General features: G+C 70.7%; 29 protein-coding genes. 15 read left to right on the top strand and 14 right to left on the bottom strand.

The features are described from left to right. Positions 1-65: 65 nt before the first annotated feature. On the bottom strand, positions 66-1,322 hold the full coding sequence (locus MTR79_RS17260; protein ID WP_244791112.1) for an RICIN domain-containing protein: 1,257 nt from the start codon (positions 1,320-1,322) through the stop codon (positions 66-68). Next, a complete protein-coding gene (locus tag MTR79_RS17265) occupies positions 1,319-1,975 on the bottom strand; it encodes a type VII secretion system-associated protein (RefSeq protein ID WP_244791114.1) in 657 nt (218 codons plus the stop codon). The genes MTR79_RS17260 and MTR79_RS17265 overlap by 4 nt, the downstream gene beginning before the upstream one ends. Before the next feature lie 300 nt (positions 1,976-2,275). Between MTR79_RS17265 and MTR79_RS17270 the strand changes: the two genes are divergently transcribed. Further along, on the top strand, positions 2,276-3,262 hold the full coding sequence (locus MTR79_RS17270) for a mannose-binding protein (RefSeq protein WP_244791116.1): 987 nt from the start codon (positions 2,276-2,278) through the stop codon (positions 3,260-3,262). A 312-nt stretch (positions 3,263-3,574) separates the two neighbouring features. Here MTR79_RS17270 and MTR79_RS17275 read toward each other — a convergent pair whose 3' ends face one another. The 4 genes from MTR79_RS17275 to MTR79_RS17290 form a co-directional block, all read right to left on the bottom strand. Further along, a complete protein-coding gene (locus MTR79_RS17275) occupies positions 3,575-5,188 on the bottom strand; it encodes an RICIN domain-containing protein (protein WP_244791118.1) in 1,614 nt (537 codons plus the stop codon). A gap of 249 nt (positions 5,189-5,437) precedes the next feature. Beyond that, the gene (locus MTR79_RS17280) at positions 5,438-5,839 is read right to left on the bottom strand and encodes a hypothetical protein (protein ID WP_189364824.1); all 402 of its coding nucleotides are present in this window, start codon (positions 5,837-5,839) and stop codon (positions 5,438-5,440) included. A gap of 67 nt (positions 5,840-5,906) precedes the next feature. After that, complete coding sequence (locus MTR79_RS17285) at positions 5,907-6,548, bottom strand: carbonic anhydrase (RefSeq protein WP_189364823.1); 642 nt, start codon at positions 6,546-6,548, stop codon at positions 5,907-5,909. 605 nt (positions 6,549-7,153) lie between these two features. Then, positions 7,154-8,284, bottom strand: coding sequence for a mandelate racemase/muconate lactonizing enzyme family protein (locus MTR79_RS17290; RefSeq protein ID WP_244791120.1), 1,131 nt, complete (start codon positions 8,282-8,284; stop codon positions 7,154-7,156). A gap of 293 nt (positions 8,285-8,577) precedes the next feature. Here MTR79_RS17290 and MTR79_RS17295 point away from each other — a divergent pair, with 293 nt between their 5' ends. After that, positions 8,578-9,255, top strand: a complete 678-nt coding sequence (locus tag MTR79_RS17295; RefSeq protein ID WP_189364821.1) for a GntR family transcriptional regulator — start codon at positions 8,578-8,580, stop codon at positions 9,253-9,255. Then, complete coding sequence (locus MTR79_RS17300; RefSeq protein WP_189364820.1) at positions 9,252-10,040, top strand: SDR family oxidoreductase; 789 nt, start codon at positions 9,252-9,254, stop codon at positions 10,038-10,040. Before MTR79_RS17295 ends, MTR79_RS17300 begins: the two co-directional genes overlap by 4 nt. Positions 10,041-10,165: 125 nt before the next feature. Here the strand turns inward: MTR79_RS17300 and MTR79_RS17305 are convergent, their stop codons facing one another. Next, entirely contained in the window at positions 10,166-10,477 is a 312-nt protein-coding gene (locus MTR79_RS17305; RefSeq protein WP_189364819.1) for a hypothetical protein, read from the bottom strand. 210 nt (positions 10,478-10,687) lie between these two features. Then, positions 10,688-11,071, bottom strand: a complete 384-nt coding sequence (locus MTR79_RS17310) for a metalloregulator ArsR/SmtB family transcription factor (RefSeq protein WP_189364818.1) — start codon at positions 11,069-11,071, stop codon at positions 10,688-10,690. Between the two features lie 93 nt (positions 11,072-11,164). Here MTR79_RS17310 and MTR79_RS17315 point away from each other — a divergent pair, with 93 nt between their 5' ends. Further along, positions 11,165-13,135, top strand: a complete 1,971-nt coding sequence (locus tag MTR79_RS17315) for a heavy metal translocating P-type ATPase (RefSeq protein WP_244791122.1) — start codon at positions 11,165-11,167, stop codon at positions 13,133-13,135. Further along, complete coding sequence (locus MTR79_RS17320; protein WP_244791124.1) at positions 13,132-13,548, top strand: (2Fe-2S) ferredoxin domain-containing protein; 417 nt, start codon at positions 13,132-13,134, stop codon at positions 13,546-13,548. Before MTR79_RS17315 ends, MTR79_RS17320 begins: the two co-directional genes overlap by 4 nt. 171 nt (positions 13,549-13,719) lie before the next feature. On the opposite strand, the gene MTR79_RS17325 is transcribed toward MTR79_RS17320, so the two are convergent. Beyond that, a complete protein-coding gene (locus tag MTR79_RS17325; RefSeq protein WP_244791125.1) occupies positions 13,720-15,210 on the bottom strand; it encodes a SulP family inorganic anion transporter in 1,491 nt (496 codons plus the stop codon). A 414-nt stretch (positions 15,211-15,624) separates the two neighbouring features. On the opposite strand from MTR79_RS17325, the gene MTR79_RS17330 reads away from it, so the two are divergent. The 3 genes from MTR79_RS17330 to MTR79_RS17340 all read left to right on the top strand — a co-directional run bounded on the left by MTR79_RS17330 (position 15,625) and on the right by MTR79_RS17340 (position 17,891). Then, positions 15,625-16,035: a MerR family transcriptional regulator gene (locus MTR79_RS17330; protein ID WP_189364808.1), complete on the top strand. Its 411-nt coding sequence runs from the start codon at positions 15,625-15,627 to the stop codon at positions 16,033-16,035. Between the two features lie 491 nt (positions 16,036-16,526). Further along, complete coding sequence (rpmF, locus tag MTR79_RS17335; RefSeq protein ID WP_189364807.1) at positions 16,527-16,697, top strand: 50S ribosomal protein L32; 171 nt, start codon at positions 16,527-16,529, stop codon at positions 16,695-16,697. Positions 16,698-16,703: 6 nt separating this feature from the next. Next, positions 16,704-17,891, top strand: a complete 1,188-nt coding sequence (locus MTR79_RS17340; RefSeq protein WP_189364806.1) for a GTP-binding protein — start codon at positions 16,704-16,706, stop codon at positions 17,889-17,891. Between the two features lie 534 nt (positions 17,892-18,425). On the opposite strand, the gene rpsN is transcribed toward MTR79_RS17340, so the two are convergent. Together rpsN and rpmB are read right to left on the bottom strand one after the other, a co-directional pair. Further along, positions 18,426-18,731, bottom strand: a complete 306-nt coding sequence (gene rpsN, locus MTR79_RS17345; RefSeq protein WP_048459756.1) for a 30S ribosomal protein S14 — start codon at positions 18,729-18,731, stop codon at positions 18,426-18,428. Beyond that, positions 18,731-18,967 (bottom strand): 50S ribosomal protein L28, encoded by a 237-nt coding sequence (gene rpmB, locus MTR79_RS17350; RefSeq protein ID WP_189364805.1) that lies wholly within the window; start codon positions 18,965-18,967, stop codon positions 18,731-18,733. Before rpmB ends, rpsN begins: the two co-directional genes overlap by 1 nt. Positions 18,968-19,037: 70 nt before the next feature. On the opposite strand from rpmB, the gene rpmG reads away from it, so the two are divergent. The 4 genes from rpmG to rpsR are packed head-to-tail and all read left to right on the top strand — an operon-like array spanning position 19,038 to position 20,928. Then, positions 19,038-19,202 carry a 50S ribosomal protein L33 gene (gene rpmG / locus MTR79_RS17355; RefSeq protein ID WP_033274214.1) on the top strand — a complete coding sequence of 55 codons (165 nt, stop codon included), beginning with the start codon at positions 19,038-19,040 and terminating at the stop codon, positions 19,200-19,202. A gap of 44 nt (positions 19,203-19,246) precedes the next feature. Beyond that, a complete protein-coding gene (locus MTR79_RS17360; RefSeq protein WP_033274215.1) occupies positions 19,247-19,501 on the top strand; it encodes a type B 50S ribosomal protein L31 in 255 nt (84 codons plus the stop codon). Continuing rightward, entirely contained in the window at positions 19,501-20,655 is a 1,155-nt protein-coding gene (locus tag MTR79_RS17365) for a GTP-binding protein (protein WP_189364803.1), read from the top strand. The genes MTR79_RS17360 and MTR79_RS17365 overlap by 1 nt, the downstream gene beginning before the upstream one ends. Before the next feature lie 36 nt (positions 20,656-20,691). Continuing rightward, the gene (gene rpsR / locus MTR79_RS17370; protein WP_048459753.1) at positions 20,692-20,928 is read left to right on the top strand and encodes a 30S ribosomal protein S18; all 237 of its coding nucleotides are present in this window, start codon (positions 20,692-20,694) and stop codon (positions 20,926-20,928) included. A gap of 116 nt (positions 20,929-21,044) precedes the next feature. On the opposite strand, the gene MTR79_RS17375 is transcribed toward rpsR, so the two are convergent. Next, positions 21,045-21,356, bottom strand: a complete 312-nt coding sequence (locus MTR79_RS17375; RefSeq protein ID WP_244793206.1) for a hypothetical protein — start codon at positions 21,354-21,356, stop codon at positions 21,045-21,047. 439 nt (positions 21,357-21,795) lie between these two features. On the opposite strand from MTR79_RS17375, the gene MTR79_RS17380 reads away from it, so the two are divergent. Genes MTR79_RS17380 through MTR79_RS17390 form a run of 3 tightly spaced genes read left to right on the top strand, consistent with a single transcriptional unit; the run spans position 21,796 to position 24,163 of the window. Beyond that, positions 21,796-22,800: a permease gene (locus tag MTR79_RS17380; protein WP_244791127.1), complete on the top strand. Its 1,005-nt coding sequence runs from the start codon at positions 21,796-21,798 to the stop codon at positions 22,798-22,800. Continuing rightward, complete coding sequence (locus tag MTR79_RS17385; protein WP_244791129.1) at positions 22,797-23,549, top strand: TIGR03943 family protein; 753 nt, start codon at positions 22,797-22,799, stop codon at positions 23,547-23,549. The genes MTR79_RS17380 and MTR79_RS17385 overlap by 4 nt, the downstream gene beginning before the upstream one ends. A gap of 53 nt (positions 23,550-23,602) precedes the next feature. Next, positions 23,603-24,163, top strand: a complete 561-nt coding sequence (locus MTR79_RS17390; RefSeq protein ID WP_244791131.1) for a GNAT family N-acetyltransferase — start codon at positions 23,603-23,605, stop codon at positions 24,161-24,163. Between the two features lie 59 nt (positions 24,164-24,222). Here MTR79_RS17390 and MTR79_RS17395 read toward each other — a convergent pair whose 3' ends face one another. Further along, positions 24,223-25,023, bottom strand: coding sequence for a class I SAM-dependent methyltransferase (locus MTR79_RS17395; RefSeq protein WP_048459748.1), 801 nt, complete (start codon positions 25,021-25,023; stop codon positions 24,223-24,225). Positions 25,024-25,103: 80 nt separating this feature from the next. Further along, on the bottom strand, positions 25,104-26,267 hold the full coding sequence (locus MTR79_RS17400; RefSeq protein WP_348538702.1) for an aminotransferase class V-fold PLP-dependent enzyme: 1,164 nt from the start codon (positions 26,265-26,267) through the stop codon (positions 25,104-25,106). Positions 26,268-26,276 lie beyond the last annotated feature (9 nt).

Here is a 26,276-nt window from a genome sequence, read left to right on the forward strand (position 1 = left end):
TCCTTGCTCAGTCTGCGTCTTGGGCAGGGCGCCGTCGAACGGGCAGCGGACGGCCGCTCACCGGTTCAGACGCTCCATTTCTGGTTGTCCAGCCCTGTGCAGGTCCACAGTTGCACACGGGCCTTGGCGTTGCGGTCGTGGCCTTCGATCTCGACGCACATGCCCACGACCGTGTTCACGAGGTCGTGGGCCTCGTTGAGTGCGAATTGCTGCGCGGCGACGCCGGTGCAGCGTGCGAGCTGGATGGTGGTGCCCTTGGTGAAGTTGGCGCCCGCCACGTCCATGCAGAGTCCCTGCGTGCGGAGAGTGCCGTCGGAGGCGAACTGGAACTTCTGCGCGTCGGCGTTGTTGCAGGGCCACATCCACAGTGCCTTCCCGTCGGAGAAGTCGCTGCCGGGTACGTCGATGCAGAGGCCGGAGAGGTGGCTGTGGAACGACACGGGGAAGCCGAGAGCCGGCCCCGCGGGGGCGTTCCCCTCGGCCTTCCTGGCGGTGTCCTTCGAGGAGTTCTCGGCGGCGTCCGCCCTCTCCCGAGCCTTATCCGCCTCCGCCTTCTTCTGCGCTTCCGTCTTCTTCGCCGCGTCCTCGGCGGCCTTGTCCGGGCCGTCGTTCTTCCCGCTTCCGGCGTCGGGCGTCGATCCCGGTACCGCCTTCGGTTTCTGCGTCTCCTTGTTGACCGCCGAGTCGTGAGGCTCAGGAGAGCTGACCGCGAAGTCGCCCGTCTCGTTCTCCTTGTCCCCGCCGAGGACCGTCGCCGCGGTCGTCGACGCCCTCTCCTCCTTGCCGTCGTCCGCCCCGAGGAGCAGGAACGGCACCGCGACGAGCAGTGAGCCTCCGATCGCGGCGCCGGCCAGCACCGCCCGGCCCGGCCGTCCCACCGGCTTGGCCGCGTCGTCGGGTTTGTCGATGGCCGTGGCGGTGATGGTCCGTACGAGCAGGGGGAGCCGGCTCGTGGCGACGGAGGCGCCGCCGGCGTCGGTGTCGGTGTCGGTGGCGGTCCGGGTTCCCGAGGCCGTCGCAGGGGCGGCGGCCTCGGCCTTCTCCTCCTCCAGGGCTTCGGCCTCACTCGCCGGTGCGGCCTCGGAGTCGGGCTTCGCCGCGGGAGCGGGCTCCGCGCCACCGCCGGAACCGGGGCCGGAGGAAGGCTCGGCCGCGACGTGCGTGCCGGACCCGGCCGCGCTTTCGGCCGTGACGGCGGGCTCGGTGCGCTCCTCGGCCGACGTACTCGTGCGGGGTTCGGCGGAGGAGGTCCGCTCGCCGTGAGGACCGGACTCCGTGCGCGCAGCCGGGGACGCGGAGGGCTGTTGCGTCGGACGTGTCACGGGTACCTCCCGGAGGTGTGGGGCGAGGAGCCTGCTGGGTCCTCGCCGCGGTCCGCCGGGACGCGGTTCGCCGGAACGAGGAGGGGGGCGACCGCACCGGCGTTGACCAGCAGCGAGACGGCGGGGGAATGGGCCAGGGAACGGATCAGATCCCGGACGGGAAGGGTGTCATGGCGAAGTGTGGGGGACATGAACGCGTGGGCCGGTGAGGTGAACACGAGCACCACGGATTCTCCGTCCTGCCCGGCGGCGACGAGCGGGATGCCGTCAGGCCCCGCCACGACGGTGACCTCGGCGGCCGCCAGAGCGACGACGGCCTCCTCGACGGAGCCGTATCCGGTCGCGGCGCGCTGTGCCGCCGCGTCCACGGGGTCGGTGGGCTCGGGCCAGCCGAGGGCGCGGGCGGAGGGGCGGTACGCGGGGTTGGCGCGATAGGCGCCGACGTCACCGTCGTCGTCCGACCGCCACTCCCCCAGCACCGCCCACTCCGGCGGGGTCCGCTCCTCGGTCCACTCCGGATCCACCACGCCGATCCAGTGGCCGGGTGCCTGTCGAGCCGCGGCGCGGACGGCCTCGGGTATCACGCGGATCCCGTCGGCCTCGACGGCGCCGGAACCGGGGAACGGGGCCGGGGTGCCGGAAGTGGCCTCCATGTGCTCTCCGGGCCGCATGTCCACCTGAACTCTTGGTTCCACGAACCGACGTTGATCGGTCGGCGCCACCAGAATGCCACAAGGCCCTGTGTGTTGGGCCGTCGCACCATGCCCGAACCGGGCTCTGACATGCCCGTTTCCTGCCCGGTCAGGAGACTTTGCGGGACCAGTCGCCCGCACCCGGACATTGTGACGGACGGTATTGCCGGGACAGAAGTGGATCTGGCACCCGCACGAGCTATGTTCAGCACGCCAGTAAGCCGTCGGATCCGACGCGCTCCGCCCCCAGGGAGTATTCGCATGTCCGCACAGAACCCCGCCAGTAACGCGAACGCGACCCAGGCCGCTGCCTCCCCGGACACCGCGCAGTCGACCACCGCTCCGGGCAGCTCGGTCACCCCGGCCGCGGAGAACGAGCGCGCCGCGCCCACCGCGGAGGCCTCGTCCGTCCCCGGCTCCCCCTCCGAGGCGGCCACGACAGCCACGTCCGCCGCCGAGACGGGCGGGTCACAGGCGAGGGAGTCGGGCGAGTCGGCGGCGGACGAGCAGCGCACGGCCGTTGCCGTGGCCGCCGCGCCGGCGGTCCCCGCCAGGACCGCGAGCGGCGTCGACAGCGGGCGTCCACGCAAACCGGTCCTCGCCGTGGCCGGGATTGTCGGAGCGGCCCTGATAGCCGTACCGCTGCTGCTGGCGGGTGGCGTGGACGAGGACAAACGACCGGAGGGCGCCAAGGAGTTGGCCGCGGGAGAGTCGGACACCGTACTGGATCCGGGCTCGGCCGGCGCCGCCCTTGACGACTACGTCACGGAGAAGCCCACCCCGACGCCGACCGTGGAGAAGCCGCAGCCGAGCGCGCCGGTCAAGGCCGTCGCTCCCCCGCCGGCGCCGAAACCCGAGCCCACGACGAGCGCACCGGCGAAGAAGGTCGTGCCGAAGCCGAAGGCCAAGCCGACCCCCAAGCCCGACTGGACGGCCTCGACAGTCCGCGCCGTCAGCACCTTGGAGGTCAGCCAGGCGTGGACCACCAACCGCATCCGCATGGTGATGCAGCCCGACGGCAACCTCGTCGTCTACAACGAGAAGAACAAGCCCACCTGGGCGTCGATGACCTTCGGCGAGAACCACCGGGCCATCTTCCAGTCCGACGGCAACCTCGTCATCCACAACGGCGACGACCGACCGATCTGGGCCTCCGACACCTGGGGCAACGAAGGAGCCGAGCTGATCCTGCGCGAGGACGGCAAGGTGGTCATCGCCCGCTCCGGGAAGGTCCTCTGGTCGACCTGATCCACGGGCCGGCTGGGCCGTGTACCGCGGCGCCGGCCCACAGACTGCGGCGGCGAGAGGGCGTCCGCCCCTGCGAATGCCCTCTCGCCGCGGACACGAGCGCGTTCCCGGCGTTGTGCGGCGGGTATGTCCGGGTGACGGGCGTTGGTCCGGGCCGTACCCGGCAGGAAGTGATGCGCCGCCCCGCACCGCACGCCCTCCACGGCCGGCGACGGCCACCGTCGCGGAACGCTGCGCCGAGACGAACGTCGGCCACCTCACCCCCGGTGCCGGCGTGGGCAGATCCTGCAGCGCATCGTGCGTGAGAACCGATCAGGCGGCCCCCGCCCGCCACCGCTGCCCGTGGCCTTCACCCGCCGACTCCAGTGACAGCCCGTTCCCGGCGCCGCCGTCCGGGGTGACGGCCGTACCGAAGGCGATGGCGGGGCGGATCAGCCCGTCCTCGTCCACCACGAACATCAGATTCCGGCCGTTGCGGCCCTCCACCGAGTCGCACTCCCAGATCCCTACGCCCCGGTGTGTCGCTCCCCGGCTGTCGAGGCAGTAGTCGGGGTCGGCGGCCGACTGGAGCAACCCACGGTCGTCGTCGACGCGCCAGCGCTGGGTACGTGACGTCGAACAGGGGGCCGTGATCACGTCGGTCCCGTTGGAGAAGGCGCCGCTCACGTCCAGGCACAGGCTCGACGCGACGTTCACGACCTGCGCGAACGAGCCGGAGAGCGGGCGTGTGGAGGAGGGCGGCGGCTTTGGGCTCGCCGTCTTCGTCGGTGACGGACTCCTTGTCGGGGAGGGCGACTTCGAGGTCCGCGACGGCGAGGGTGACGGCGAGGCCGAGGCCGACGACGGCGTCTCCGACACGGTGGCCGTCACCGTCACCACCACCGGCGGTGTACTCACCTGAGTGTTCGCCGAGCCCACAGGGTCAGGTGACGGCGATCCGCCCTGCGCCGCCAGGAACACCGCCACCGGCAGCAGGGCCACCCCCAGTACCGCCGACACCAGCACGGTGCGCCGGCGATCCGGCGCCCGTTCCCCGTCCTCCGGTTCCAGCCCGGATCCGGCAGGGCCGGGCCCGCTCCGCCACGCGCCGGTGGCACCGACCCCCCGCTCGCCCGGGTCGCCCGCCACGTACGCCGTACCGCCCCACGGGAGCAGCCCCTCCGCCAGCGCCGTGCGCGGTGCGTCCCGCAGGGCCGCCAGCTCCTCGTATGCCGTCGTGCAGTGCGGGCAATGCGTCATGTGGGCGTGCAGATCGGCGCTGTCGCGGGGGCTGTCCGGCCGAACGGATTCCTCGATGAGACGGCCGAAGTCGGAACAGTCCGGGTCCTCGGAGGCGGTGAGGCGGGTGCGCAGGCAGGCACGGGCCAGCTGCTGCAGGGCCGCGTCTGTACCGTAAGTGACGTCCTGCCGGGTCAGGCCGAGGAGGGCGGCCGTGTTCTCCGTAGGCTCCCGCTCGACGATCCCGTACCAGATCAGGCCCTGAGTACGGGAGGACAACGACTGAAATGCCGTGAGCATGGGGGGCACAGGGCCGGAGGGGCCGACGGAGTTCAGGACGAGCAACAGTCCCGCGTCCAGTCCGGCAGCCCGCCCGTCCCCTGCCCAGGACCCGGCCGACCGGGCGACCAGCAGGAGGAGTTGGTGGCGCCAGGGCAGTCCCGAGTCGATTCCGCGGGCGGTCTGACGTGCCGCCAGCGTGAACGCCTGGGCCGCCAGCTGCCGTGCCATGGACTCGTGGGGAGTGCACAGCCTGGCGTAGGCGAGGACGTGCGGATGATGACGGGCGCGCAGTTCCTGGAGCGCCGGATACGCCGTGACCGTATCAGCGCGCAGCAGCTCGGTGAGCCGCGCGTCGGACGCGCCCGCGTGGATCCCGTGACCGGGCTCCGCACCACCACGATTGCTGTCGTCGTCGGCCCGAGCCATCCCGCCGCCTCCCTGTAACCGTGCGACCCGCGTGCCAACCTGACGTACCGGCGGGTATGACGGCTCATGGTGGCGCAGGGGAGGTCGCGGGGAAAGGGTTTCCGTGGGTAACTGGTGAGCCGGGCGACCAGCCACACCCAGGTGCCCGGCCAGCATCCCTCCCACCACGCACCGCGCGCCCTGGTCGTCCTCGCCGAGCCTGAGAAGGTGTCACCTGCGTCAACGCCGTGCGAGAGACGTGGGCGGCTGCTACCCGGAGCTCGATGCAGGAGGGACGGCGCGGGAGAGGGGGTCCAGGTCTTCGTGCAGGGCGGCGTGGAGCGCGGCGGCGAGTTCGCGGGCTCGTTCTTCGTCCCGCACGCCGTGCATCATGAAGTAGACGGGTCCCGTGTAGGCGCCGAAATCGACCTCACGGGCGTCGACCAGCCGGAGGATCGCCGTCCGGATGGCGTCGTTGGCGGCATCCGTGACCCTGGGGCCGGAGCCGGTGGTGAGGGTGTCCGCCTTCACGGTCCAGTACCGACCCTCGGCTTCGATGGCGACGAACACGGCGTTGTGCGCCATGGCAGTGCGGTAGGCGTCGTGGAAGGCATGGGTACCGGTGGCGTCCGGGACGAGGTGAGCGGGGCAGGGGACCGGCAGTGGCTGCACCTGTGCATTCTTGCCCAGGGATGCCGTCAGCGCGCCCCGCGACGCGACGGCACGTCCCGTTGAACGGTCAGGCTGCGGCGATCCCCGCCGCTTCGAGACCGCGGGAGGCGACGAGCTCCGCGGTGCCGTCGGCCAGGCGGTAGCGCAGGCCCACCACGGCGGTCCGGCCGGCGGCGACCTTGTCGGCGAGGACCCGGGAGCGGTCCAGCAACAGGTCGGCAGTGTGCCTTACGTGCTCGGCGAGGACCTCTTCCGGCTCAACCCGTCCGGCGGCGCGGGCGGCCAGCACGCTGGGGGTCACCCGCTCGACGACGTCCCGGACGTACCCGGCCGGCGTCATGCCGTCCTCCAGCGCGGCACACGCCGCGCCGACCGCGCCGCACGAGTCGTGCCCGAGGATCACGACCAGCGGGCAGCCGAGCACCTCCACGCCGAACTCGATACTGCCCAGCACCTCCGGACCCGTCACGTGGCCGGCAGTACGCACCACGAACAGGTCGCCCAGCCCCCGGTCGAAGATGATCTCGGCGGCCAGCCGGGAGTCGGAACATCCGAACAGCACGGCGAAGGGCTGCTGGGAGGGTGCGGTCTCGGCGCGGCGGGCGGCGTCCTGGTTCGGGTGCTCGGAGGTGCCGGCGACGAAGCGCTGGTTACCGGCCAGCAGCAGCTCGAAGGCGTCGCGGGGCGTCGGGGTCTGGATCTCACTCATGGCGGCAGCTTACGAGTCGGCACCGGTCGTCACCGCCCAGGCCCATGGCTCATCGCCGGATCGGCTGAAAATGACGGCTTGGGCATCGGTCCCGGGCGCCGGGTCAGTCCCAGGCGCCGGGCCAGGACGGACTCGGTGCGGTTCCTCGGCGCCCGACAACCCGGTTCCTCCGCCCGACGCGAGCCGGCCGACCACACACGCCGCCCGCTCGTCCTCCACACCCGCACGACGGGCGAGGTCCGGCGTACGTTGCCCGGACGGACGAGGAGCCGAGCCGCTATGCGATCTCCCTGGCAACCGGGCCCTGAGGGAGCGGAGTGGCGGCATGAGCGATCCGGGATCCGCTCGGGCCCCGGCTGCGGTCACCGTTCGGGGTCGGCGTCCGCTTCGTCCGAGGCCCACATGGTGAGGAGCCCCCACGACCGGCACAACGAGGAGCCCACGGATCCGGACATCGAGTTGCACGTGCCCGCTCAGCGGCAGTCCTGGCGGGGCAGGGCCCATTGTGGCGATCGGCGGCGCGGTCGGCCGGTGGGGCCGGGTCCGCCGCGGTCGGCGAATCCGCATTCCGACCCACACCCCACCCCAACCACCCGACCTCGCAATCACTCCGCGAACTGGGGCCGCGTGCCGTACTTCTCGACCGCTTCCTGGTCGAGGGACACTCCGAGTCCCGGGCCTGAGGGGATGTCGAGGTATCCGTCGGCGTCGAGCGGCCAGCCACCCGTGACCAGATCGTCCACATAGGCCGACCCGGTCTTGTACTCGACGAGGTCGGTGGAAGCGAGTGCGGAGGAGAGCTGCAGATCGGCGGCGAGACCGATGGCCGTGTTCCATCCGTGCGGGATCAGGCGGATACCGAGGTCCTGGGCCGCCCAGCCGATCCGACGCGATTCGCTCAGACCGCCGCCCTTCGTGGTGTCGGGCTGGACGATGTCGAAGGCACGGCACCGCAGGTAGGGGGCGAAGCTCTGCCGTCGGGTGAGGACCTCTCCACCGCTGATGGGGACGGGTGAACCCGCACGCAGTTCCGCGAACCCTTCGAGATCGTCCGGCGCCAGCGCCTCCTCGAACCAGGCGACATCGTAGTCGGCGAGCATCCGCGCGGTGCGCTTCGCCCACGCCAGATCGCCGGGGAAGAAGCCTTCGGAGCCGCCGGCGTCGACAGCGAGCAACCGGTCGCCTATCGCAGTGCGGGCGGCAGCGACCGTGCGCTCGTCGGTGGCGGCGTCCACCCGGCCGAACTTCCACCAGCCGATCTTGAACGCGGTGAAGCCCTGCTCCACGAGTTGGGTGAGGTTGTCGGTCATGGGCCCCGCCTCGTCCATGAGCACCGAAGCGTAGGGGCGCACGCGGGCTCGGTGGCAACCGCCGAGCAGTCTGCCGACCGGCTGGCCGAGCGCCTGGCCGGCGACGTCCCACAGGGCGATGTCGATCGCGCTCGTCGCGTGCGTGAGCGCGCCGCCCCGCCCCATCCAGAATGCGGTCTGGTGCAGCGTCTCGGTGATCCGCTCGACCTCCACCGGGTCCTGTCCGACGAGATGCGGGAGCAGGAGGTCGATCGCTCCCCGGACCAGGGTCTCGCTGGTGAACGCGCTTCCGATACCGGTGATGCCTTCGTCGGTGTGGACGGCGACGAGCGTGTGCACTACATCGTCCGGACGCAGTTCGTTCGACCAACCGCCCTCGGGGGTCGCCCCACGAAGACCGCATGTCTCGACCCTGGTGATTTTCATGAGTACCTCTCGCAGCGGGTGTCACCGCCGCAGGCATCGACGCGGTGGCGGCGGCAGTGTTCTGGACCGTACCCGACCACAACGACATTGTCGACAATCGACCATTTGCTTATAGCCTGTCGACTGCTGCCCACCCAGGTGCCACCACAGACACGGGAGCGACCATGCGACGAGACACCCCCTCACTCCGATCACCATCTGGACCCCACCGCACCCCCTCAGCGGCCTCCACCCACGGACCACGGGGCGCGAGCTCGATTGTCGACAAAGTACGATCCTGTTACGCTCCGGCCATGTCCGCTCTTCCCGCTCTTCCCGCGCTTCCTTCCGGCTCCCTCGCCTCCCGCCGCGAAACAGTCGCAGACGTCCTGCGGGAGGCCATCACCTCGGGCCGTCTCGAAGCAGGTCAGAAGCTCACGGAGCTGGGGGTCGCCGAACAACTGGGAACCAGTCGGGCGCCGGTCCGCGAAGCACTGCGTCAACTGGAGCAGGAAGGTCTCGTGATCTCCTACCCCTACCGCGGTACGGAGGTGCTCGGCGTCTCCCAGGAGGAGATCGAGAACGTACTCGTACCGGTCCGGACCTCTCTGGAGAAGTTCGCCTTCCGCAAAGCGATGCCCCGCCTGACCGACGCGGACTACGCCCATCTCCAGTCACTCGTGAACAACATGGAGGCGGCGGCCGACTCCGCGGACGCGGCGCTGCTCGCCGACGAGGACATCCGCTTCCACGAAGCGGTCGTGACCTTGTCGGACCAGCAGCACTGCCTTCAGATCTGGCGGTCCATCCAGCCCCGCGTGCGTGCCTACTTCCGACGCGACGCGAACCACTACTCGGACGCGACCGTGGTCGCCGCCCAGCACCGCGAACTCATCGACGCACTCCGCACGGGCGACGAACAGGCACTGGACCGCGCCGTCACCGACCACATCCACACTCACTTCGGAACCACCAAGGACCCCTCCGAATGACCAAGACGATCCTGATCACCGGCGGCGGAAGCGGAATCGGCTGCGCCACCGCGTTCGAAGCCGCACGCCGGGGCTGGGCCGTCGCCATCCTCGACCGTGACGGCGAGAGCGCCGAGCGGGCGGCGGCCGAGGCCCGTCGAGTCGGCGCCCGCAAGGTCTGGTCGACCGCGTCGGACGTCACCGACGAACAGGAACTCGCCGACGCATTCGCCGAGGCGAGGTCATCACTGGGCCCGGTGGACGGAGTGATCGCGAGCGCCGGCATCGAGATCAACGCGCCCCTGGCGCGGATGCCTCTGGACACATGGCGCCGTGTTCTCGACGTGAATCTCACCGGCGCCTTCCTGACCGTACGCACAGCCGCCCAAGCCCTCCAGAACGCCGGGAGGCCGGGATCCATCGTGTGTGTGTCGTCCCCCTCCGCCTTCGTCGGTTTCGCCGGCGGTTCGAACAGCGCATACGGAGCGTCAAAGGGCGGAGTCTCCGCGCTCGTCAGGGCTGCCGCCATCGATCTCGCCCCTCACGGCATCCGCGTCAACGCGGTCGTCCCCGGCGCCACCGACACGCCCCTGCTCTACTCCGGCCTCGACGGTGACGAACTCGAAGCGGAGCGCGCGCGCCTGAGGGACGCCGCGGCACGACAGATCCCGCTCGGGCGGATGGCCGACCCCGTCGAGATCGCACGTACATCCACCTGGCTGCTCTCCGACGACGCCTCCTACGTCACGGGCAGTCACCTGGTGTGTGACGGCGGTCTCATGGCCAAGAGTGCGAACGACTTCTGACGAGACCCCTGTCTCCCGACAGAAGGCGGACTCACATGACAACTGCTTGTTGATCTCGCAGTCGAAGGCGGGTGGCCGGCTGCCGCCACGGAGCCGGTGATCCTGCCCCTCTCCGCCGCAACGCCTCAGAACCCGGCCATGCATTTGTCGAGCACTCCGCCCAACGCACCGTAGGCACTGCAGCGAACCGAGTGCCGTGCCCTCCGGCGGAGCCCGAACCCGACGATGAACGACAACGCGAAGACTCCACCGAGGACCATGGCTACCAGCGGGTCGTGACCGAAGTACGCGAGGCACGCGACGCCGGTCCAGACGAGGATCGGCAGGATCGAACCGCGCAGCACCGACCACAACTCGACCCGTTCCGGTTCCGACGGCAGCGCACGCCCATGCCACGCCTCTATGTGGTTCCTGGTCAGACAATGCTCGGGTCGCATGAGGGCATCACAGCACAGCCCGAAGCAGTGCTGGGCCCCCCGGCAGGAAAGTGCCCAAACCTTCTGACGGGTCGTAGCCACGGTACGTGCGAAAGCACCGACCCGCTCCGGCTGACGCGTCTGTTCGGCATCACCGAGCAGACCACCACGCGCGACATCGACTTGCGCACCCGGAGCGCACTTCGGAACTGCTCCGGTAGCGGCCGGCTGTCAGTCGGCGACGGCGGGATCGACCAGAGCGGCGGGGACGTCGCGGACACCCAGGCGAAGGTGCTCGACGTGGTACAAGGCCTGGTCGAGGAGCTCGGCGACGTGGTTGTCGTGCAGGGCGTAGACGATCGAGCGTCCGTGACGCTCGCCGGTGACCAGTCCGAGGTTGCGCAGCAGGCGGAGCTGGTGGGAGCAGGCAGAGGCTTCCATTCCGACGGCCTCCGCGAGGTCGCTCACCGAGCAGGCGCCTTCCTGGAGACGGGCCAGGATGTAGAGCCGCGAGGGTGTGGCGAGGGCCTGGAGGGTGGCGGCGACGTCGGCGGCGCCGACAGCGTCGAGGCGCTCTCTGGCGGTGGCGCTGCTGGTGTCGGTTCCGTGGCCCATACGGACATCATACCCGTCACACCTGAAGACCTGTTCAGACATTCCTGTATGGTGGACGTGTTGCCCCGTCCGCCCGCGAAGGGTTGCTTTGTCATGCCTTCTGTCCTGGACCAGCGGCCCGCGCCGGTGGTGGCCGGGCCGCGCCCGGCTCCGCCCCGGCGGCGCACCCGGGTGCTGGCGCTGCCGGAGGCCCGATGGGCGCTGGCCGCGCTGGCCCTGTTCCTGATCGCCCTCCCGCTCAACCTGCTCGGCGCCCCGGACTGGCTGTGGGGCCCGCTGTTCGCCGCCACCTACGTCACAGGCGGCTGGGAGCCGGGCTGGGAAGGGCTGAAGGCCCTCAAGGACAAGACCTTGGACGTGGATCTGCTGATGGTGGTGGCGGCACTCGGCGCCGCGGCCATCGGGCAGGTCCTGGACGGGGCGCTGCTGATCGTCATCTTCGCGACCTCCGGCGCACTGGAGGCGGTGGCGACCGCCCGCACGGCGGACTCCGTGCGGGGGCTGCTGGACCTCGCGCCAACCACGGCGACCCGGCTGGTGCCCGGCGGCGAGGAGACCGTCGCCGCCGAGGAGCTGAAGGCCGGCGACGTCATCCTGGTGCGGCCCGGCGAGCGGGTCGGCGCCGACGGCCAGGTCCTGGACGGCGCGAGCGACGTCGACCAAGCCACCATCACCGGCGAGCCCCTGCCCGTCGCCAGGAAGGCCGGGGACGAGGTGTTCGCCGGCACCGTCAACGGCACCGGCGCCCTGCGCGTGCGCGTCGACCGGGATCCGGCGGACTCGGTCATCGCCCGGATCGTGAAGATGGTCGAGGAAGCCTCCGAGACCAAGGCCCCCACCCAGCTGTTCATCGAGAAGATCGAGCAGCGGTACTCGATCGGCATGGTCATCGCGACCCTCGCCGTGTTCGCGATCCCGCTCGCCTTCGGCTCCGCGCTCCAGCCTGCCCTGCTCCGCGCCATGACGTTCATGATCGTGGCCTCGCCCTGCGCCGTCGTGCTCTCCACGATGCCGCCACTGCTGTCCGCCATCGCCAACGCCGGCCGCCACGGCGTGCTGGCCAAATCCGCCGTCGTGATGGAGCGCCTGGGACAGGTCGACGCGGTGGCCCTGGACAAGACCGGCACCTTGACCGAGGGCACGCCCCGCGTCACCGAGATCCGTACCCTGCCCGGCTCCGGGCTGGACGAAGACGGTCTGCTCGCGCTGGCAGCCGCGGCCGAGCAACCCAGCGAGCACCCGCTCGCCCGCGCCGTGGTCGACGCCGCCCGCGAGCGCTGCCTGTCGCTGCCCGAGGCGCTCGACTTCAGCTCGGCTCCGGGGCAGGGCGTGAGCGTCACCGTCGCAGGACGCACCGTCCAGGTCGGATCGCCCGCCCGCCTTTCGGCCGCCACCGGGCCCGCATCCGCGGCGGTGGCGGAGCTGGAGGAGACCGGGCAGACCGCGGTCCTCGTCCTGCGCGACGACGGCCCGGTCGGGGTGATCGGCATCGCCGACCGGCTACGACGGGACGCCGCCGCCACCGTCACGGCGCTCACCGGGCTGACTGGCCGAAGCCCGGTCCTGCTGACCGGCGACAACGAACGCGCCGCCCGCCACCTGGCCGCACAGGTCGGCATCACAGACGTCCGCGCGGGCCTGCTCCCGCAGGACAAGGCCGCCGCCGTGCAGAAGTGGGAAGCCGAAGGCCGCAAGGTGCTGGTGGTGGGTGACGGCGTCAACGACGCGCCTGCCCTGGCCGCCGCGCACACCGGCATCGCCATGGGCAAGGCCGGCTCCGACCTCGCTCTGGAGACCGCTGACGCCGTCGTCGTCCGCGACGAACTCGCCACCGTCCCCGCCGTCGTCGCCCTCTCGCGAACCGCCCGGCGCCTGGTCGTCCAGAACCTCGTCATCGCCGGCGTCTTCATCACGGCGCTGGTGGTCTGGGACCTCGTCGCCACCCTGCCGCTGCCGCTCGGCGTCGCCGGGCACGAGGGCTCCACCGTCATCGTCGGTCTCAACGGCCTGCGTCTGCTGCGTGAAGCCGCCTGGACCAACCCGGCCCGAGGCGGTGCCGAGTGAGCAAGCGCTCCCACCGTTCTGTCCCCGCCTCCGGAGCCGGGGCGGGAGCAGTACGGCCCACGGTCACGGTATGCCGCGGCTGCTGCTGCGGAACCCCGAAGATCCCCGGACTCGATCACGCAGCCCAACTGCGTGACCTGCGACAGGCATTGGGCGGATCGGCGACGGTGCGGGTCACCGACTGCCTCGACGCCTGCGAGCGGGCCGACGTCGTCGTCATCCAGCCCTCCGCCACCGGCCGCAGGGCCGGCGGTCGGCCCGTCTGGCTCGGCCTGGTCAACGACCTTGACGCCACCGTTGACATCGCCGCCTGGGTTGCGAGGGGCGGCCCCGGCGTCACCGATCCGCCCGGCATCCTCGGCCTCTACACCTTCAGCCCGCCACGCCGAGTGCGCGCCGAGCTCGACGAGTAGGGCCGGCGAGAGGGCGGGCCCCGGCATGAGCCGGGGCCCGCTTCGTCTCGCAACACGGCCACTTGCCTTCATCTCGGCAGTCGTGGCGATGGTGGTCGACCATGAGCCCGGAGAGCCGGCGTCACGCCGGTCCGGGCGGTTGAGGGCCAGGACGGGCGGACCGGTTGGTGGTCAGTGACTGGCTGCGAGTTCACCGCTGAGCTTGCCGTGCAGGTGGGCGCTGGGGTCGTTCAGGCCGATGATCTCGACGCTCTTGCCGCGTTGGGCGTACTTGGTCTCGATCGCGTCCAGGGCAGCGACGGAGGAGGCGTCCCAGATGTGCGCGGCAGACAGGTCGATGACGACCTGCTTCGGATCGCCCGCGTAGTCGAACTGGCCGACGAGGTCGTTGGAGGAGGCGAAGAACAGCTCGCCCGTGACCCGGTAGACGACCGTGGTGCCGTCGGGGTCGGTGACGGCGGTGACCTCGGCGAGGTGCGCGACGCGCTTGGCGAAGATGACCATGGCGGTGATGGAGCCGACGACGACGCCGACGGCGAGGTTGTGGGTGGCGACCACGCAGGCGACGGTGATCACCATGACAGCGATCTCACCGGCAGGCATCCGCTTGAGCGTCCTGGGGGCGATGGAGTGCCAGTCGAAGGTCGCGAACGACACCATGATCATGACGGCGACCAGCGCGGCCATGGGAATGTCGGAGACGATCGGCCCGAAGACGATGCACAGCACCATCAGGAATGCCCCGGCGAGGAAGGTGGACATCCGGGTGCGAGCGCCGGAGACCTTCACGTTGATCATCGTCTGACCGATCATGGCGCAGCCGCCCATGCCGCCGAAGAGGCCGGTGACGATGTTGGCGATGCCCTGACCGACCGATTCACGGGTCTTGTTGGAGTGGGTGTCGGTGATCTCGTCGACCAGCTTCGCGGTCATCAGCGACTCCATCAGGCCGACCAGCGCCATGGCGAACGCGTACGGGGCGATCGTGGTCAGCGTGTCCGTCGTGAACGGCACGTCCGGGAGACCGGGCGTGGGAAGCGAGGACGGCAGCGCGCCCTTGTCCCCGACGGTCGGCACCGCGACGGCCGCGCCGACGGTGATCACGGTGAGGATCACGATGGAGACCAACGGCGCCGGGATCATGGTGGTGACCTTGGGGAAGAACACCATCAGCGCCAGCCCACCGATGATCAGCGGGTAGACCGGCCACGGCACGTCGGTCATCTCGGGGACCTGGGCCATGAAGATCAGGATGGCGAGCGCGTTGACGAAGCCGACCATCACCGAGCGGGGGATGAACCGCATCAGCTTCGCCACCCCCAGCGCGCCCAGGGCGACCTGGAAGACGCCGGCGAGGATGACGGCGGCGACCAGATAGCCCAGGCCGTGCTCGCGGTTGAGCGGTGCGACGACCAGGGCGATGGCACCGGTGGCGGCCGAGATCATCGCGCGGCGGCCGCCGACGATCGAGATGACCACGGCCATGGTGAAGGAGGCGAACAGGCCGACCGCCGGGTCGACCCCGGCGATGATCGAGAAGGAGATGGCCTCGGGGATCAGCGCCAGGGCGACGACCAGGCCGGCGAGGACCTCGGTGCGCCATACCTTCGGGTTGTTCAGCCAGTCGGGCTTCAGGCCGCGCAGGCGCGCGGCCTGGGGCACAGCGGTAGCGGAAGGCAAGAGTTCAGGAACCTGTCGTGCTCGGGCACACCCCCGGGGCAGGCCGGGGACGGGCGGGAGGACGCGGAGAAGCCGGGCCGGCACCCCGCGGGACGGCCCCGTCAGCGCGGAGCCGGGGGACCAGAAGGGGACGGAGTGGGCGGGCGCTAGGGCGCCACCGGCTCACGTCCAGGGGCGAAACGTCACGGCGGGCAGGCGGCGGCGCCGGGCGTCATGGGCTCGCGCACGCTTCTCTCCTGCAAGAATCGGATCTTCGCCGGGGCGGCATCGGCCCCGGTACGACGACAGCGGGGGCAGCCGGGCTGCCCTCACCGTCATCAACTCTACCCTAACGTTAGAGTAGGCATCGGCGGGCTCAGAAGGCACCGCCGTGCGGGAAAGGCCGGGAGCAGGGACGTGGACGGCAAACACATGCAGATCGGCGAGGTCGCCGCGCGCACCGAGCTGTCCCTGCGCACCATCCGCCACTACGAGCAGACCGGTCTCGTCGTCCCCTCGGCCCGCTCCCAGGGAGGTTTCCGCCTCTACACCGAGACCGATGTCGCCCGTCTCATGGTCATCCGGCGGATGAAGCCTCTCGGCTTCACCCTGGACCAGATGCGCGACCTGCTGGACGCCACCGACCGCCTCGACGACGGCGGTGAACTCGGCCCGGACGAGCGCGAGGCGCTCCTTCAGCGTGTGCGGGAGTACGAACACAGCGCGGCGGAGCAGGTGGAGAAGCTACGCGTCCAGCTCGCCCGCGCCGAGGACTTCGCCACCACACTGCGGGCACGGCTGCCCGAACACGAGACCGGCCATCCCTGACCGCTGACTTCTTGTCAGATCGGTCCGGGTCGCGGCTCGGACCCGAGACCTTCTTGTTCCCTGTCCGGTGTGCGGGGTCGGGCCAGGGAGGGGCCACGGATGGTGCCGACGGACGGCCGACAGAGGCGCGGCCGGCGAGCGGGCCAGCCGGCGGGCTGCTGCTGACAGGCGGCCGCCCGCGCGGCGAACCGGTCTGTTCCGTCGACGAGTTGCCGGTCCCGCCGTGCAACGCCTTCCTCCGCGACTGCACGTCAGGACACACTCCTGGCGCCGAGTGCCGCCCCTCGGCCGACTCCGTCCTCGCGCGGGAAGAGCTGTTCATCGACGGCAGGCCGGCCCTGTTCCGCCTGGCCCCCGAAGGGTCCGCAGAAGGCTCGGCCCAGCCGCCCAAGCCTGTCCCGTTTCAGAGCGGCACCCGGCATCGACATCGTAATGACATCCATTTTCATGTAACCTCCGTCTCGTTCACCGATCACGTCCCGGAGGTCCTCATGGCCGTGCCCAAACGCAAGATGTCGCGCAGCAACACCCGGCACCGTCGCGCGCAGTGGAAGGCGGTGACGCCCCAGCTGGTCACCGTCACCGTGGACGGGGTGCCGCACCGCGTCCCCCAGCGGCTGGCCAGGGCGTACGAACGTGGCCTGCTGCGGCCCGAGGGCTGACACGGCATGCCGCACACCCCCTCCGCGCGCCTGCCCGTCACCGTCCTGTCAGGGTTCCTCGGCGCGGGCAAGACCACCCTGCTCAACCACATCCTCGGGAACAGGGAGGGTCTGCGCGTCGCCGTCATCGTCAACGACATGAGCGAGGTCAACATCGACGCCGCCCTCGTGCGCGGCGGCGAAGCCGCACTGTCACGCACCGAGGAACGCCTGGTCGAGATGACCAACGGGTGCATCTGCTGCACCCTGCGCGACGACCTGCTGGAGGAAGTGGACAGGCTGGCGCGCGAGGGGCGTTTCGACTACCTCCTCATCGAGTCCTCCGGCATCTCCGAGCCCATGCCGGTGGCCGCCACCTTCGCCTTCGCCCGCGACGACGGCGCCACCCTCGGCGACCTGGCCCGGCTGGACACGATGGTCACGGTCGTGGACGCCGCCAACTTCCTGCCCGAGCTGGCCGGCGGCGACGAACTGACCGAACGGGGCCTGGACCAGTACGAGGGCGACGAACGCACGGTCAGCGACCTGCTGATGGACCAGATCGAGTTCGCCGACGTCATCGTCCTCAACAAGCTCGACCTCGTCGACGCCGCGTCCGCCGACCGGCTGCGGGCCGCCCTCGCCCGCCTTAACCCCGCCGCCCGCGTGACGGCGGCCGTGCGGGGCCGCGTACCGGTCGGCGAGGTCCTGGGCACCGGCCGCTTCGACCTGGAGCGGGCGCAACAGGCTCCGGGCTGGGTCAGGGAACTCAACGGGGACCACGTTCCCGAGACGGAGGAGTACGGCATCTCGTCGACCGTCTTCCGCTCCTCGACGCCCTTCCACCCGGGGCGGCTGTGGGCGTTCGTGACGGAGGCATTGGACAGTGGCGCCTACGGGCAGATCCTCCGGTCCAAGGGCTTCTTCACCCTCGCCAGCCGACCCCGTGTGACGGGACTGTGGTCGCAAGCCGGTTCGGTGGCCCGCTTCGAGCCCTCCTCCGCACGTGACGCCGACAGCGACTTCGCTCAGGAGCTCGTCTTCATCGGAACCCATCTGAACGCGGAGTCGCTGCGGGCCGCCCTGACCGACTGCCTCATCAGGGAAGGCGAAGCCTTGCCCGCTTCCGACCCCTTCCCCGCCTGGGACACCTACGGCTTCGACGAGAGCTGCGCGCACGAGCACGACCCCGTCACCACCATGACGGGGCTCTGAGACCCCGGGTCGGGCGGTGGTCGCAGCCACGGCACCGTCCGGCCCGGCACGCACCACGCACGGGCCGAAGAGCGCGTCGCCTCGAGCGACCGCGACCTGTACGAACCCGACGTGCTGAGGTCATCAACCTCCTCCCCCACCGCTTCCCTGGCATGCCCTGGCGGCCCTCGACAGCCGCCCCGTTCTTCTTCGACGCTCAGGTTCAGAACGACGTCCTCGGCGAGGTCGGGGCCCGTATGCACTGGTGCTGCCCTGATCTGATCCGGCCCAACTGAGCGTCCGGCGGCCGGGTGCAGGCGTACTGGCATCACACACCCTCGCCGGCCTGCCCGCGGATCTGCCGGGCCCAGTTTCCGCTCCCCCTACCGGCGGACGGTGTCCGCCATGGCCACGCAGCGGCTCCCCCCGGCCGAGGGCTGCCCGGCTCAACCTCCCGCCCCTGCCCTGACATTCGCAGGCACGCTCAGCAGGAGGTCCGGCCATGACTCCGCCGAGTCATGGCCGGACCCGGAGCCCGTCGCGCGAACGGAGTGATTACCAGGAGGACTTGGTGACCCCGGGCAGGAAGCCGGCGTGGGCCTGCTCCCGTACGCGGACCCGTGACAGGCCGAACTTCCGGAGGTGACCGCGCGGCCGCCCGTCCACGCTGTCCCGGTTGCGTACTCGGGTGGCGCTCGCGTTGCGGGGCTGGCGCCGCAGTTCTTCCGCTGCGGCCTGGCGTTCGGCATCGGTGGAGGACGGCCGGCGGATGATCTCCTTCAGCTCCGCACGGCGGGCCGCGTACCGCTCGACGACCGCCTTGCGCTTCTCGTTCTGCGCGATCTTGCTCTTCTTGGCCATCAGACCTTCTCCCCTCGGGCGCGGATGCGGGCCACGGCGGCCTCGATGCCGATGCTGTCGATGATCTTGATCGCCTTCGCGCTGAGCGTCAGCCGGACATACCGCCCCTCGCCGGGCAGCCAGTAACGCTTGCGCTGGATGTTGGGGTCGAAGCGGCGCGAGGTGCGCCGATGCGAGTGGGAGATGGTGTTGCCGAAGCCCGGCTGGGCGCCGGTCAGTTGGCAGTGGGCGGACAAGGTCGTACCTACCTCTCATCAGAGACGGCTAGTTTTTGGTAATGGAAACCATTCCCATATAGTAGCGCTCATGGCACGCAACGAGGTACGCCCGATCATCAAGCTCCGCTCCACCGCGGGAACCGGCTACACGTACGTCACCCGCAAGAACCGCCGCAACGACCCCGACCGCCTGGTACTGCGCAAGTACGACCCGATCGCCCGGCGGCACGTCGACTTCCGCGAGGAACGCTGACCCTCCCGCCGCTCCACCACCGGCCCCAGAACTCAAGGACACCCATGAAGCCCGGAATCCATCCCGCTTACGGTCCCGTCGTCTTCCGCGACCGGGCCGCGAACTACGCGTTCCTCACCCGCTCCACCATGACCAGCGACAAGACGATCGAGTGGGAGGACGGCAACACCTACCCGGTGGTCGACGTCGAGGTCTCGCACGTCAGCCACCCCTTCTACACGGGGACCGCCCGGGTCCTGGACACCGCCGGGCGAGTCGAGCGCTTCGAGCGCCGGTACGGCCGACGCGGAGCCAACTGATGCGCGGCGGTTCCGAACTCCCCGTCGTCATCGTCGCCGGGATCCACTCCGAGGCACGCCGCAAGGTCGTGGAGCACCTCCTGCACCTGGTGCCCCACAGTGTGGCCCTCCATCACGACCTGTCCACGGCGGCCGACGGCACCGTTCTGCGTCAAGTGCGCGACGCTTCGGGTGAGTTGTCCCGGGAAGAGGCCCCGTTGGTCAACGACTGCGCGTGCTGCGCACTGCGCGAGGACCTGGTCCCCGAGTTGGGACGACTCGCCGACGCCGGACTCACCCGGCTCGCCGTCGTCGAACTGTGGGACTCCGTCGAACCCAAGGGAATGGCCGAGGCCGTCGTCCAGCACGGTGCCGACGCGGTCCGGCTCACCAACGTGGTCACGGCGGTCGATCCGGCTCTCGTCCTCCCCTGCCTCGGCAACGGCGACGACCTGGCCGAGGCGGGCCTCGCGGCCGCGGCCGGCGACCAGCGCACGGTCGGCGACACCTGGGCCAGGCAACTGGAGTACTCCCCCGTCCTCGCCGTCGTGGAGAGCGAGGACGCCGACGACGAGGACCGGGCTCTCCTCACCCAACTCCACCCCACAGCCCGTCAGGTGAGCGCCGGCTCGCCGGAGCTCGCACGGCTGGCCTTCGCCGGTTTCGACGTGGAGGCGGCCGCCGCAGCCCAGCACCCCGCCTGCGCCCTGCTCCCCCAGGAGGCCGACGAGGCAGGCGTCACCACCCTCGTCTGGCGTCGGCACCGCCCGTTCCACCCCGAACGCCTCTACCAGGCGCTGGAGGACCTCTGCTGCGCCGCGGTCCGCAGCCGCGGCCGGTTCTGGCTCGCCGACCACCCGGACACCCTGCTCGCCTGGGACGCCGCCGGCGGAGCGCTGTGCGTGGAGAGCGCCGGCCCGTGGCTCGCCTCCCTGCCGGACGCCGCCTGGGAGATGGTTCCGCCCGTGCGCCGAGCGGCCGCCGCGCTGGACTGGCACCCCGAGCACGGGGACCGCTGCCAGCACCTCGTCTTCACCTCCCCCGGCCTGGACCGCGACGGACTCACGCGGGTGCTGGAGTCCTGTCTGCTCACCGACGCCGAGTACGCGGCAGGGCCCGAAGCTTGGAAACGACTCCCGGCCGCATTCGACTCCCTCCTCGACCCCGTTACGTAGAACCGGCGCCATACGCCCCGACACAGAAGGAGCACCATGGCCTCCCGCCAAGGTCCCCGTAAGCCGCTGAAGTCCCGTCCCAACCCGCTGGACGCGGCCGGCATCACCTACATCGACTACAAGGACACCGATCTGCTGCGCAAGTTCATCTCCGACCGCGGCAAGATCCGCAGCCGCCGTGTCACCCGCGTCACGGCCCAGCAGCAACGACAGATCGCCACGGCGGTCAAGAACGCCCGCGAGATGGCGCTCCTTCCGTACTCGAGCCGGTGAGAAGCGACCGCTCACCCCCTGCGCAAGCACTTCTGCACGAAATGCAAAAGCATACGGAATGCACCCCTGGGAGCAGGGTGCATTCCGTATTCCTGGGAGGGGTGCCCCCGAAACAGTCAGTGGTCGTCCCAGTGGCCCCGGTGAGCCGCGTGGCGGTGACCGTCGTGCACGTAGTCCATGTGGTCACCGTGGGGCACCGCCACGTGGCCGCAGCCCTCGCCGTGCGCGTGGGCGTGCTCGGCGTGCTCACGGTGCTCGCCCACCTCGCACTCATCCGCGTGGCCGTCGTGTTCACGGTGCAGATGCCCGTCGTGCACGTAGTCGACGTGATCACCGTGAGGGACGGCCACGTGGCCGCAGCCCTCGCCGTGCGCATGGGCATGCCCTGAATGCGGGTGATGTTGCAGGGATGTCGCCACTTCACTCATCTCCATGAATTCGGTCCACCGCCCCTTCGCGACGGCGGCCTCAAGCATTCTTCCTGCTTTCTACCCTCGCGGACGACGCTGCCATGGAGTGCACACATCGGCAAACAGGTTGATTGCGTAGCGTGCTGCCGATAATGATTTTCGATGCTGCACCGGAGTATTCGTTCCTCGGATCAGGGTGGGCACAGTCGGCTCCGAGGACTGCTGCATGGCGCACCTCAGATGTGGGGCGGGGCTTCAGAGCTTCTCGCAGGTTTCCTCGATCTCGCGTTCGATGTCGGCGTGGACGGTATGCGGAGGCGGCTCCGGCGCCACACCCGTGTCTCGCTAAACTGCTCCGGCCGGGCGCCGCATGGTAGCCGCCCGCGACTTCCTGTGGGTGGTGCGTTCGGGTGATGGTGCGGTGAGGCCGAGCGGTGTGAGCGCCCGGGACCACGCATTGGCACGAGGCAGGCTCATCGATGTCGTACGCCTCGTCGCGCGGACGGTCGTCCATGTCGTCCTCGGTGGATCCGCACTCGTCACCGTCGTCACGGTCGCCGGTCTCCTCGGCCCCGCACTCGCGCTCGACCTCTACACTCCGCCCGTCGCTGCCTGGTGGACGGTGTTCACCGCCGTCGTCGTCCAGGGCATCCCGTTCCTCCTGCTCGGCGCGCTGGTCTCAGCGGCCATCGGCGCCTTCGTGCCCGAGCGCGTCTTCACGCGGCTGCTGCCGCGCAGCCAAGCCCTCGCCGTACCCGTCGCGGGCGCCGCGGGTGTGGTGCTGCCCGGATGCGAGTGTGCGTCGGTGCCGGTGGCCGGCAGCTTGATGCGGCGCGGCGTCGCCCCGGCCGCAGCACTCGCGTTCCTGCTCTCCGCCCCCGCAGTCAACCCCGTCGTTCTCGTCGCCACCTCCCTGGCGTTCCCCGGTAACCCGCAGATGGTGGTGGCCCGGTTCGCCGCCTCGCTGGGTACCGCCGTCGCGTTGGGCTGGCTGTGGGCGCGCTTCGGCCGCAGTGGGTGGCTACGGCTGCCAGAAGCGCCGTCGGCCGGACCGGGGACTTCCCGCACGGGGTCGTTCATGGCGGGGATCCAGCACGACTTCCTGCACGCCGGGGGTTTCCTGGTGCTGGGTTCGGCGGCAGCGGCCACCTTCAACATCACGGTGCCGCGGTCCCTGCTGGACGTCTTCACGGTGTCCGTCTGGGTCTCGGTGCTCCTGCTGGGCGTCCTCGCCGTCGTGCTGTGCGTGTGCAGCGAGGCGGACGCGTTCGTGGCGGCGTCGCTGAGCCAGTTCGGGCCCGTCGCCCAACTGGCGTTCATGGTGGTCGGCCCGATGGTCGACCTCAAGCTGTTCGCGCTGCAGGCGGGCACCTTCGGGCGTTCGTTCGCCGTCCGGTTCTCGTCCGCGACCTGGGTGGTCGCCGTGGTCAGCAGTGTCCTCGTGGGGTGGTGGGTGCTGTGAGGCGGTATGGTCCCGCCGTCCTGCTGATGCTGGTCGGTGCTGCGGTCCTGCGGATCGCCCTGCTCAGCGACCTGTACCTGCGGTACGTGCAGGGCGGCCTGCGGCCCTACCTGGTGGCCTCCGGCGCGCTGCTGGGGCTGCTCGGTCTGGTGCGTGCGGCGCTGACCGCGCGAGCGGCACGGTACGGCACCGACGCCGCCGACCACGGCGGGCACCTGGTCGCGGAGCGGCACGACCACCTCCACTCCCACGAGGGCAGCCCCCGGGTGGCGTGGCTGCTCGTGCTGCCCGCCGCCGCGCTGCTCCTCTTCCCGCCACCCGCACTCGGTTCGTACAGCGCGGCCCGCGACGAGGCCAGACGGGCCGCGGAGAGCGTCGGCGCCTTCCCCGCTCTGCCCGCGGGGGACCCGGTGGACCTGAGTGTGAGCCAGTTCGGTTCCCGGGCCGTCTACGACAGCGGGTACTCGCTCAGGGGCCGCACGGTCCGGCTGACCGGGTTCGTCACACCCGGGGACGGCGATGCCTGGTACGTGACCCGGCTGCGGGTGGCGTGCTGCGCGGCCGACGCCACGACGAGCAAGGTGGAGGTCCGCGGGCCGGACGCCCCGGAGACCGACACATGGGTGACGGTGACGGGGACGTGGCGTCCTCGTGGCGAACTGGGTTTTCCCTCGGCCTGGCCCCCGGTGCTGCAGGCCACGACCGTCGTACGGATCGCGGAGCCGTCGGACCCGTACGAAGAGCGCTGACAGGGTCGGCGGACGGCGCACCTGGGATCGCGCGCCCTGGCAAGCTACCGGGTATGACAGCGCCTGAGGTGGTACCAACTCCCGTGATCGCACAACTCAGCCGGCCGCAGGAGGCCACCGCCGCCGTCCGGCGGGCCCTCGGTGCTTGCTGGACGGCGGTCGTCAACGCCGGAGGGGCCGTCGTCCCCATGGACTGCCCGCTGCCGCCGGTGACCGAGGCGGCGCTCCGGCCGGCGGTCGGGAGGATCACCCGTGGACTGTCCCCTGAAAACAGCAGGCTCCTCCTGGCGACCGTGGACGGCGCGCTCGCGGGCTGGCTGCTGCTCCGCCGCGAGCCGCATCCGCTCGTGGCGCACTGCGGCGTGGTGAACCACGTCCAGACACAGGTGCACTTCCGTGGGACGGGTATCGGAATCGCACTGATGCGGCACGCCCAGCGCGTCGGGCGTGACGAGATGGGACTGGAGCGGCTGCAGCTCGCCGTACGGTCCGGACTGGGGCTGGAGGAGTTCTACCGCAAGGCGGGCTGGACGGAGGTCGGCAGGTGGCCGGGCGCGCTGCGGGTGGCGCCCGGTGACGACCGGGACGAGATCCTGATGAGTCTGGCTCTGTGACCTGCCTTGGCCCACCCGTTCTCCGCAATGGTCCCGAGCGGCCTTCTCCGCTGCCGGTCTTAGGTCCTGACGGGAGCGGGGAGTCCGTGCGTTTCGCCCATGATCGCCACCAGGACGGTGCTGTCGCCGAACTGCCAGACCGGCGCGACGTGGGCGAAGCCGGCCCGGCGCAGCAGTTCGGCGTGGCGGCTCGCCGTGATCTGCCCGTCGCCCCCGCACCCGGCCCGGGTCGCCTGGCGCCGGCTGCGTTCGTCGAGCAGATCGGCCAGTTCGGGGTCCCGGGCCGCGGCGTCCCACCAGGACCGCCAGTCCTCCGGTGCGCGGCCGCCCGAGCGCTCCGCCCTGCGCCGGCCCACATGGGCGGTGAGGTCCGCGCACGGTGTCGCGTCCGGCGTGAAGTGGTCTCCGTTCACGAGGACGCCGCCGGGGCGGAGCAGGGACGCGACGGAGCGGTACGTGCGCAGCAGCGCCGGCTCGGGCAGGTAGTGCAGCGCGGTCGTCGAGAGGGCGGCGTCCAGGGGACGTCGCAGTCCGAGGGCCCGGGTCCAGCCCTCCTCACCGATGACCGTGTCGACGTAGCGGGCGGCGCCGGCGTGGTGGGTGCGCCCCAGCTCCAGCAGCAGGGGGTCCATGTCGGCGGCGACGATCTCCGCGTGCGGGAAACGGGCGGCCAGCCTGGCGGCAAGGGAGCCGGGCCCGCACCCCAGGTCGAGCAGGAGGGGGCGGGCACGGCCGGCGGTGACGTGCTCGACGACATCCGCGATCACGGTGAACCTCTCCTCGCGGTCCACCGCATACCGCTCCTGCTGCCGTTCCCAGCGCTCCACCCATGCCCTGGCCGTTCCCATGCTCACGCCCATCGCTCGCGCCACCTCGTCCGTCTCTCGTCCATCCGTGGGCAGAGACGAATCTACAGGTGGAAACGGTTATCAGTTGCCATTCACGTCAACGACGCGAGGACGGACAGCAGGCGGTCGATCTCCTCGGCCGTGTTGTAGGCGTGCAGGCTCACCCTTACGGATCCGTCCCGTTCCTCGGTGCCGGCCTGGCAGAGGCTGTCGGCGCGCACCATGAAGCCGTGGCTGAAGAGGATGAACCCGAGGTCGTCGGACGGGATGTCGCGGTGGCGGAAGGTGACGATGCCGTGGCGACGCTGGGCCGCGGGCAGGGGGGAGTCGGCGGCCAGGCTCACCGGACAGCCGAGCACGTCGTAGGGGCCGATGCGTGCGAGCCGGTCCGTCAGCCGTGTGGTGAGTGTGGTCGTCCAGCGCGCGATCCGCTCGACGCCGGCCGCGTCGAGCCAGTCGAGCGCGGCCCGCAGCGACACGATGCCCACCGTGTTGGGGGTTCCCTGCCAGCCGCCCGGCCGGAACACGGGCCCCCGCGCGTTGCGCGCCCACACCGCGCCTGATCCGGGCAGGGCCATCGCCTTGTGCCCGGAGAAGACCACGAAGTCCACGTCCAGCGACGGGTCGTCGAGGTGGACGGGCAGGTGACCGACGCTCTGCGCCGCGTCCAGGCAGATCGGCACGTCCGGGCCGACCGCTTCGCGGATGCGGTGCACGTTCATGTCGCCGCCGTAGACGTGGTGGACATGGGTGGCGGCCACGAAGCGGGTCCGCGGGCCGACGGCCTCGGCCAGGGTCCGGTGGTCGTAGTCGCCGGAGACCGCCTGGTACGGCAGCGCCCGTACGCGGACCTCGACACCGCGCTCGGCCAGCAGCCGGCGGGCCTCGAGCCAGGGGTCGAGATTGGCCCGGTGGTCGGCGTACGGCACGAGGATCTCGTCCCCGTCCCTGAGGTACGGCACGAGCCAGTCACGGGCGACCGTACGCAGACCCTCCGTGGTGCCGCTCGTGAAGTGGACGGCGGAGCCGCCCGGTTCGGGATCGTGGAGGAACTCCTTGACCCGTTCCCGCGCCGTTTCCACGAGGTCCGTGGTCCGGTTGGCCCAGGGGTAGGTGCCGCGGCCGGCGTTGGCGTTCGAGGTCGTGAGGTAGGTCTGGACGGCCTCCAGTACGGCACGTGGCTTCTGCGACGTGGCCGCGCTGTCGAGATACGCCAACTCCGGATGCCCGGTGACGATGGGAAACTGTTCTCTCAACTGCCGCTG

Origin of the sequence: Streptomyces sp. BJ20, from assembly GCF_022869105.1 — a bacterium.
Classification (GTDB): domain Bacteria; phylum Actinomycetota; class Actinomycetes; order Streptomycetales; family Streptomycetaceae; genus Streptomyces; species Streptomyces griseoincarnatus.